At 34.7% G+C, this 3937-nt stretch carries 5 protein-coding genes and 1 pseudogene; 3 read left to right on the top strand and 3 right to left on the bottom strand.

Annotated features, from left to right (window positions below):
* Positions 1–164: 164 nt before the first annotated feature.
* Together J1D01_RS17195 and J1D01_RS17200 are read left to right on the top strand one after the other, a co-directional pair.
* On the top strand, positions 165–311 hold the full coding sequence (locus J1D01_RS17195) for a hypothetical protein (protein WP_421151739.1): 147 nt from the start codon (positions 165–167) through the stop codon (positions 309–311).
* Positions 312–329: 18 nt separating this feature from the next.
* The gene (locus tag J1D01_RS17200) at positions 330–698 is read left to right on the top strand and encodes a hypothetical protein (protein ID WP_421151740.1); all 369 of its coding nucleotides are present in this window, start codon (positions 330–332) and stop codon (positions 696–698) included.
* 181 nt (positions 699–879) lie between these two features.
* Here J1D01_RS17200 and J1D01_RS17205 read toward each other — a convergent pair whose 3' ends face one another.
* Entirely contained in the window at positions 880–1986 is a 1107-nt protein-coding gene (locus tag J1D01_RS17205) for a metallophosphoesterase (protein WP_421151741.1), read from the bottom strand.
* 38 nt (positions 1987–2024) lie between these two features.
* Positions 2025–2897, bottom strand: a complete 873-nt coding sequence (locus tag J1D01_RS17210) for an SDR family oxidoreductase (protein WP_349664408.1) — start codon at positions 2895–2897, stop codon at positions 2025–2027.
* A gap of 78 nt (positions 2898–2975) precedes the next feature.
* On the opposite strand from J1D01_RS17210, the gene J1D01_RS17215 reads away from it, so the two are divergent.
* Positions 2976–3632 (top strand): TetR/AcrR family transcriptional regulator, encoded by a 657-nt coding sequence (locus J1D01_RS17215; RefSeq protein ID WP_421151742.1) that lies wholly within the window; start codon positions 2976–2978, stop codon positions 3630–3632.
* Positions 3633–3683: 51 nt separating this feature from the next.
* Here J1D01_RS17215 and J1D01_RS17220 read toward each other — a convergent pair.
* Positions 3684–3937 (bottom strand): annotated as a pseudogene (locus J1D01_RS17220) (hypothetical protein); the annotation flags it as partial.

Consider the following 3937-nt stretch of genomic DNA (forward strand, 5'->3'; position numbering starts at 1 on the left):
GTTCAGCTAAGCATCTTACAAGAGGCAGAGAGGACTATTACGGATAATAGGTATTGCCTAGAGACCGTTAGAGTTCTCCTCTCTTCTCTTGTTAAATCTAATAATATCAAAGTAAAGGAGACCGTTGGCTGTAAGTTAAACGAAACCCATAAAAAAATTGAATTATGATAGTACAATGCCCTGAATGTTATTCAGATAATGTGACAAATCTGAGTTATGACTCTAATGAATTCATTTGTAACGACTGCGGAGAAGATTTTTTAGCAAATAACGGAATTGATGTTGAAAAAGAAAATTTTGATGAATATTAAATTTTATAAAACAAGAAAATGGCATTAACTGATTTTTTTAGAATAAACTTTCCCTACGGGTTGAAAAAAAATAATAATAACGAATGGTTTGTCTTTAACCGAGAATATATGCCTTTAGGTTGGAATTCTAAAGACAAACAAGAAAGCATCCATAAAGAAATGCCTTATTCGGAATTTCCAGTTTATACAAAATACAAAGGTTTGACGGAGAATGCGATTGAAAAAATCATTAAAGACAAGGACAGAATTCAGAGAAATGATGAGAATGAAATAGTTAGAATTTTCTTTTACAATGACAAAACGAATCCAAAATCAAATCCTGAATATTGGAATGATTATATTGATATTATAAAATCGTTTTCCAGATTTGAAAAGTCAAATAAATAAAAACCTACAGCCAACACCGGCTATAGTTCATTGCTTCTGACTTTCCTCTCGGAAAGCCCACGCAAATTTGCTATCTTCGGTTTACGGCGGAAAATCCTCGCGGATTTTCACGCAACGAAACCATAGCCAAACACGTTAGCCACAATTGGTCATGATGAATCAGCTGTCTGGTTTTTATCATCTAAGTATTTGGAGATAATGTTAGAGAAACTACCTCACTTTTTGTGCCAATCCTAAACGGAGGCCCCATCGTTCCTATTCCTTCCGAAACGAGTACTTTTGTTCCCATATAATCATGTAAACCCCGATTGTACTCAAATATTAGATTTGAAAAAATGGTGAAAGGAAAAATTTGCCCAGCATGCGTGTGTCCAGCTAGGTATAAATCAATGCCATATTGATTTGCATGTTTAATTCCATTCGGTGCATGATGAAGAAGAACGGTAGGCTTTTCTTTGTCAATATTCAATTTTTGCAAAGTTTCATCAACTGTAGGATTATCTCCTGAGGCGTGCATGTCAAACGAATTTCTGTCGGCTAGCATATGGTTCAGACCAGCTATCTGTAGTCCATTAAAGTGGGTAACTTCGTTTTCCAATACCGTAACGCCTACACTCCGCATCAAAGCAATAATGCTATCGTTGTCAGTTGCTTTATCGTGGTTACCATCAACAAAATACATCGGAGCATTTAATTGCTTCAGGGGTTCAAAATGCGTTTTATTTAAAGCGTATTTACTATCTAAATAATCGCCCGTCAGAAATATTACATCGGGATTTTGAGCATTTGTTTTATCAATGATTTTTTGCAAAAAACCATTTACCCTAAAATGCCCAATATGAGTATCAGTAAGATGTACGGCTTTAATTTCTTTTTCTAATCCCTTAATTGGAATATTTAGTTCCGTGAGTCGGATATTTGTTGAATTCCAATAACCAAAAATGGAAACGATTAAAGTCATACCCATCCCAATGATACCAAAAGTTCTTGGTGCTATGTCTATAACTAAAGAAATGGTATCAACGACTAAAAAAGAAAGGATTAAAAAGAGATAAACTCCCATTGCAATAGTTGCAATTTTATACAGTGTGTGCCCAACAACTCCTGTTGAATTCACTAAAGCAACGCTGCCAACAAGAAAGAAAACAACAAGCAGGCTAATCCCTACATAAGCCAACCAGATTTGGTCAATTCCGAAAACCAGTATTGCTTTTTTTGATAAATAGACAACCGACAACACAAGTAGAGCTAATAAGGCTATCATTATTACATAAGGTACAAATTTCATAATTGTAAGATTTGAAAGAACCAACAAAAACAAAGAATTTAAGAAAGTTCTGGGTAGGTGAATCCAGTCATTTCTTCACTTAATGTCCATAAACGTTTTGCCGCTTCCATATCCTCACCAACGGGCTTTAGTTTTACTTGTTTACAGTCTACAAAATACTTTCCTGTAAGGTTGGCAACTTCATCGCTTTCAGAGAGGTAAATTGAAGTTTTAGCACCCTGCTCTGGTGTTTTAAATAAAAAAGGTAAATATTTAATCAAAGTAGACATTATTCTAAGAAGCCAGCCTGTATCTTTTGAACCCAAAGTTGTAGCTACAGCCCCTGGATGTAAAGTATTACAGGTAATTCCAGTAGATTTAAGTCGCTTTGCAAGCTCTTTTGTAAAGAGCACATTTGCTAATTTCGAGTACGCGTATGCGTTATTTGGTTCGAAGTTTTGCGACTTAGGTAGGTCATCAAAGTTCATTCCTTTCACAATTCCATAAGCCATCGCAGCAACGTTGACTATTCGCCCCCCATCATTACGCAACAGGGGCAGTAATATACCAGTCAACAGGAATGGAGCCAGATGATTAACAGCAAATAATTCTTCATAACCATCCTGCGTTTCTCTGTAGACGGAGCTAGCTATACCAGCGTTATTCAGCAACACATCGATATTATCTCCCCAATTCAAAATCTCTTCACCAGCACTGCGAACCGATGCTAAACTGCCAAAATCAGCCAAAACGAATCTATGGTCGTCACGGCTAGAAACTTCCTTGATTTCAGCCAACGTGCTTTCAACTTTTTGCTGATTACGAGCTACAATTGTTATTCTTGCGCCTGATTTTGCCAGTGCTAGAGCTGAAGCCTTCCCTATGCCTGAAGTCGCACCAGTGATTACTATATGTTTTTCTTTGAGTTTCATATTCATTTCTTTTGTTCGTACAAATGTACGATACAAATTTCAATTGTACAAGTGTACGAATATTTGTATTTTTGATTTATGAAGCAAAAAATACTTAATCAGACTCGATTGCTCTATAACAAAAATGGATTGAGCAAAGTAACCGCTAGAGTAATTTGTGAAAATTTGGGTATAAGCTTAGGAAGCTTTTCTTATCATTTTCCAGACAAAAAGAAAATATTAGTTAGTCTGTATGAAGAAATGCTAAGTGAAATTCAAACCGTTTATGAATACATTCAAGAGAAAGAACCGAACATAAGTACTTATTTAGAAAGTCATAGATTACTTTTCAAAGTTCAAGAAAAGTATAAATTTTTCTACCTCAACTTATTTGAAATATTGACTAACAACCCTGACATTAATAAAATATTTAGCCAAAATAGGGTTTTAGAAATAAGTATGTCAAAACAGCTATTCCGACTTTATATGGAAAAAGGAATTCTAAAAAAAGACATACCAGAAAGTCAAATTGAAAGGCTAATTGTAGTTGGGCAAATTTTAAACAACTTCTGGCCTATAGACTCAGAAATATCACCCGAATTAGAACGAAAAAATAGATTAATCCACTATATGAAATCAAATTGTGGTTTATTAGAACCCTATCTTGAAAAAAAATCCGAAGAAGAATACCATAATTATTTTAAACAATTAGAAAAAACTGTGGCTAACAATGGTAACCGTTGCACAAGCCCATAATGTATCCTAAAATTATAATTAGAAACCGTCTTTTAAAGTCGGTTTCTGTTTTTATAGACTTAAAAATCCTGGTGTTTTAAAAGGCTTTAAAAGCATGTTTATAAGGTTGTAAAAGGTATTTTTGAGACTAAAATAAAGCGCCTGTGCCCCTGCTTCGCTTTTAGTACGTTTTTCTATAAATTTCATATATTTTTTAAGGTTGTAGGCTATGGCTGAAAGCTGCATGCATTTATTGGCCTGCTCAATTCCAATGGTATTCACTTTTCTTAGGCCCATAAATTGTGTGAGCGTACCAAATACAGGTT

The sequence above is a fragment of the Seonamhaeicola sp. NFXS20 genome (assembly GCF_049132085.1).
GTDB lineage: Bacteria > Bacteroidota > Bacteroidia > Flavobacteriales > Flavobacteriaceae > Seonamhaeicola.